This is a genomic window from Mycobacterium sp. 1165196.3 (assembly GCF_001673415.1).
Lineage (GTDB): Bacteria > Actinomycetota > Actinomycetes > Mycobacteriales > Mycobacteriaceae > Mycobacterium > Mycobacterium europaeum_A.
This window is the reverse complement of the sequence record NZ_LZLU01000199.1, coordinates 1-4,700: the sequence shown is the minus strand read 5'-3', so window position 1 is coordinate 4,700 and position 4,700 is coordinate 1. Positions and strand designations below refer to the sequence as shown.

General features: G+C 63.8%; 5 protein-coding genes. 1 reads left to right on the top strand and 4 read right to left on the bottom strand.

Annotated elements, in window-relative coordinates; genetic code table 11:
* The 3 genes from A5659_RS20820 to ligD all read right to left on the bottom strand — a co-directional run.
* On the bottom strand, positions 1-1,379 hold a 1,379-nt coding region (locus tag A5659_RS20820; protein ID WP_067183948.1), incomplete at its 3' end, for a glycoside hydrolase family 172 protein.
* Positions 1,380-1,709: 330 nt separating this feature from the next.
* Entirely contained in the window at positions 1,710-1,892 is a 183-nt protein-coding gene (locus A5659_RS27280) for a hypothetical protein (RefSeq protein WP_156749049.1), read from the bottom strand.
* Positions 1,893-2,409: 517 nt separating this feature from the next.
* Positions 2,410-3,441, bottom strand: a complete 1,032-nt coding sequence (gene ligD, locus A5659_RS20815; RefSeq protein WP_067183944.1) for a non-homologous end-joining DNA ligase — start codon at positions 3,439-3,441, stop codon at positions 2,410-2,412.
* 26 nt (positions 3,442-3,467) lie between these two features.
* Here ligD and A5659_RS20810 point away from each other — a divergent pair, with 26 nt between their 5' ends.
* On the top strand, positions 3,468-4,547 hold the full coding sequence (locus tag A5659_RS20810) for an ATP-dependent DNA ligase (RefSeq protein WP_067183940.1): 1,080 nt from the start codon (positions 3,468-3,470) through the stop codon (positions 4,545-4,547).
* 68 nt (positions 4,548-4,615) lie between these two features.
* Here A5659_RS20810 and A5659_RS28665 read toward each other — a convergent pair.
* Positions 4,616-4,700, bottom strand: an 85-nt coding sequence (locus A5659_RS28665) for a hypothetical protein (protein ID WP_231997955.1), incomplete at its 5' end; no start/stop codon positions are given.

The window sequence follows — 4,700 nt, the reverse complement described above, 5'->3', positions numbered from 1 at the left end:
TGGGTGCCGCCCTTGAAGTACCAGCCGCCCTCATACAGGTCCTCGGTGCCGGTGCCGTACCACTGCGGGGACGCGGCGCCGTCGGTGTAGACCCGCTCGGCACCCTCGAGAAAGTAAGGGGCATCGTCACTGAACGCCGTTTTGGTTCGATTGCCGCGGATGGTCTGGCTGACACCGACGAATTTGCCGCGTCCCTGTTCCTCGGCGAACAACCAGTCCTGGCCGAGTGCCGTCGGCCCGGCATGCGAGCGCGCGGTGAAGTAGCCGGCTCGGCCGCTGCTCAGCGCGGACGCCCACTGGGCGTCGGGAGTGGTGGCGACGTCGCTGTCTATCCCGGACACCACATCCGCGCCCGCGTTGACCAGTGTTACGCGCGCTGACTGCGCGAAAGGCATTGGCCACCAAGCGCATAGCAGCAGTGATCCATCGTGCTGCGCAGTGGTGGCGAACATCAGCGATCGCACGGGGTTGGCCCCCAGCCCGGCGCCGAAGAACTCACCTAATGGGGAGTCCACCATGGTCCGGCCGTCGAACTCGATCTGTAGCCGCAAGGTGGTCAGCTGCGCAGTCGCCGGCTCGGGCAGCTGCAGCCGCAGTGCCGAAACAGTCGCCGGGCCAGTCGTTTCGGCGATGGTTTGTCCGGCGCTGGGGGCCAGCTCGATGACCCGATTGGTGTGCGCGGCAACCGTGGCGGCCGGTTTGGGGTCGGCCGTACCGGCGGCTCGCAGCATGTCCAGCACGTCGAGCGCGGGGTCGGTCGGTGAAAAGGTGTCGACCCCGTCGGCGTTGGGAAACTGCCGATAGTCGACGTGGTAGTACTCCAAATGGGATGTGATGCTGACCCGCATCGAACGCCGATACGGCATCGGCACCTTGATGTAGTCGCCTCCCGGCGATTGAGCGGCGTTGGCGACCAGCGGCCACACGAAAGGTGCCCCCAGGTTGCCGTCGACCAACGATTGCAGCGGAGTGTCGACCACGGTCTGCCCGTCCAGCTCGATGCGGATGTTTCCGAGTGCGCGAAGATTGCCGCCGTCGCGGGTCAACCAGATCGATTCGATCTCTCCGGCACCGTGATCCTCCGCGATGACGCAGCCGGCGCCTCCCGGCGCCAAGCACCCGCCGCTGCCGTTGCGATTGCCCGTCGATATTTCGTAATCGCCGCCACTGCGATCGAAGCTGGATACCTGCAGAGTCTGCGAGCCGGGGTGCAAATACGGCAGCCGATCGAGCCGCCGATAGGTGTCCCAGCCGACCAATCTTTCGCCGATTTGTTTCGTCGCCGGCGCGGCCGGCTCCGCGGCGGCCGCGCCGGCGACGGGAATTGTCGACAGTAGCAGCGCGAATGTCACGGTGCATAACCGAGCTGTCACCGACATAGCACCTGAGCCTACGGAACGAGATTTCGTACCCGCAGTTGAGCCTCGTGAGGAATTCCGTACTGAAAGTCCGATTTCTGCCGTTAGAACGAGTTTGTATCCTGTTTTTAGCCAACACGTTTGCGCCACGGCGCCGATCGGCATTCAAGTACCCCTTTGCGGCACAGCAGGACTCGACTTTGGCGGTAACTTTCTGAACTGGCGCCGTAAGACGGCCCAAATTGACGACCGCTACTCGACGGCTTTCAGTCAGGTGAAGTAATTGAATGAAAATTACTCATTCCCATACTCATACGAGGGCGCGGCGCGTAATATTCCTACTCTCGGGCGTCAGATTTCTCCTACGGACGGAGTGGTCATGTCTGGTCTGAAATACAAAGTTGTTCTTGGTTTGATCCTCACCTTCACCGCCATCACGGCTTCCGGCTGCACGACGCCGATAACAATCGATTGCGGACCCAATCTGACCTGCACGATGTAGGTCTGCCGGGCTACCGGCAGGGTCTGGATCACCCCGTGTCCATTCCGTGGTAGGGCCCGTTTCCTGGGCCTGTCGAGCAGTTTCTCCATGGCATTGGGTGTCCGCATTCGCACGGTCAAATTCCGCTACGCGCCGGCCTGGCGGATAGGAACGTGGCAGCATGAACCGCGCCCTGGTGGCACGAAAAACGCTGGGCAGCAAGGGTTTGCTGGCGCCATCGGTTCTATTCGGGGCGCGCACGCTCGTCGCGAATTGCTTGGGTGGCCTTTGCACGCGATGGCGGTAAACTATTCTCCTCGGCCAAACGGTTCCCAAAGCCGTTGGCCCCGACGCCTTGACGGATCGGGTGCGGGAATTCGTGCGGTTTGAATCCGGTTGGCATCACGGGATTGAAGTTCCAAGTTGTCACCGTGACAAATCGACTCAAGCCACTGCGGCGCAATGCAATGCCTTTTGCGGGGACGCCCCGAGTGATAGCGTTGAGATCCTCACTTGGGCGCAGCGGCGCGGGACGGTAAAACGCGGCCGAGGAAAGTCCGCGCGTTTCGGCTAGTCCTTCTCGTTTTTGAGATCTCGATCCCGGCTGGGCTGAACGCGTTTGGGCTCGCCGGGCATTTTCGGGTAGTTCGGCGGATACGGCATGTCCCCCAGCCCGCGCTCCTCGTCGGCGTCGGCCATTTCCAATAGGGCAGCGATCGATTGGGCCGCATCATCCATTGCGGCCCAAGGGTCTTCCCGGTCCTTGATTAGATCGGGCACGGTCGCCATGGTGTAATCGTCCGGCTCGGCGTCGGCCAGCTCGTCCCATGTCAGTGGCATCGAAACGGTCGCGATCGGCGTGCGTCGCACCGAATACGCCGACGCCATGGTGCGGTCCCGGGCGTTCTGGTTGAAGTCGATGAAGATGCGCTCGCCACGTTCTTCCTTCCACCAGGAGGTGGTGACGGCATCGGGCGCACGGCGCTCGACCTCGCGGGCCAAGGCGATGCCGGCACGGCGTACCTCGATGAAGTCCCAATCGGTCGCAATCCTCAGGAACACGTGGATACCGCGACCGCCCGATGTCTTCGGATATCCCGCCAGCCCCAGTTCGTCGAGCAGCGGCCGCAGCACGTCGACCGCGACCGTGCGCGCCTGGTCGAAGGCGACGCCGGGCTGCGGATCCAGATCGATGCGCAGTTCGTCGGGGTGGTCGGTGTCCGGGCAGCGCACCTGCCATGGGTGCAGGGTGACCGTGCCCATCTGCGCCGCCCACACGACAGCCGCCGGATGGGTGACCTTCAGCGCGTCGGCGGTCCGCCCCGACGGAAAGGTCACCCGGCACGTCTGCAGGTAGTCGGGATGGTGCTGCGGGATCCGCTTCTGGTAGATCTCCTCGCCGTCCACGCCGTCCGGGAACCGCTGCAGGTGGGTGGGCCGGTCGCGCAGCGCGTCGAGCATCGGACCACCCGCCACCGCACGGTAGTAATCCACCAGGTGCCGCTTGGTGCCTTTCGATCCCAGTTTGGGGAAATACACCTTGTCCGGATTGGTCAGCCGCACCGCTATGCCGTCGACGTCGAGCTCTTCTGCAGCAGCCATACCTCCGATTCCAGCACAATCAGGCTATGGACCTCCCTGTCATGCCGCCGGTGTCGCCGATGCTGGCGAAGTCGGTGCGCTCGATTCCCGCCGATGCGTCCTACGAGCCCAAGTGGGACGGCTTCAGGTCGATCTGCTTTCGCGACCACGACCAGGTCGAGCTGGGCAGTCGCAATGAACGGCCGATGACCCGCTACTTCCCCGAGCTGGTCGCCGCGGTGAGGGCCGAGCTGCCGCAGCGCTGCGTGATCGACGGTGAGATCGTCATCGCCACCGACCGGGGCCTGGATTTCGAGGCGCTGCAACAACGGATTCATCCGGCGGATTCGCGGGTGCGCATGCTCGCACAGACCACGCCGGCGTCCTTCATAGCGTTCGACTTACTCGCCCTCGGCGACGACGACTACACGCGGCGGCCCTTCACCGAGCGGCGCGCCGCCCTGGTCGACGCTGTGTCTTCAGCGGCCCGGCCGGGCCGCATGATCCACGTCACGCCGGCGACGACCGATCTGGACACCGCGCAGCGCTGGTTCAACGAATTCGAGGGCGCCGGCCTCGACGGCGTGATCGCCAAGCCGCTGGACATCACGTATCAGCCGGACAAGCGGATCATGTTCAAGATCAAGCACGAGCGGACCGCCGACTGTGTGGTCGCGGGTTATCGGGTGCACAAGTCCGGTGCCGACGCGATCGGTTCGTTGTTGTTGGGTCTGTATCAAGATGACGGCCAACTGGCGTCCGTCGGGGTGATCGGTGCGTTCCCGATGGCCGAGCGGCGGCGGCTGTTCAGCGAATTACAGTCGCTCGTCACCGATTTCGACGGCCACCCGTGGAATTGGGCCGCGCACGAAGCCGGCGAACGGACGCCTCGGAAGAACGAATTTTCCCGCTGGAACGCCGGCAAGGATCTGTCGTTCGTGCCGCTGCGGCCCGAGCGGGTGGTCGAGGTCCGCTATGACCATATGGAAGGCCGGCGGTTTCGTCATACCGCGCAGTTCAACCGGTGGCGCCCGGACCGCGACCCACGCTCGTGCACCTACGAACAGCTCGAACAGCCGGTGACGTTCAGCCTGGGCGACATCGTGCCGGGACTAGGTCCGCGTTGAATTCTCTGATGCTCCAACCTGTTTGAGGATAGGGCCGTTGCTGGTCATGATCGGCGGCCGTAGGGCACCTAGTTAATTGTCGGTGGTGGTTGGGGTTGGAAGGGTGTGTACCACCACCAGTCGGCGCGTTCGCCGATCGGTCCCGGACACGGC

Coding starts and splice junctions, on each gene's coding strand:
- ligD (WP_067183944.1), bottom strand. CDS start 3,441: ATGGCTGCTGCAGAAGAGCTCGACGTCGACGGCATAGCGGTGCGGCTG.
- A5659_RS20810 (WP_067183940.1), top strand. CDS start 3,468: ATGGACCTCCCTGTCATGCCGCCGGTGTCGCCGATGCTGGCGAAGTCG.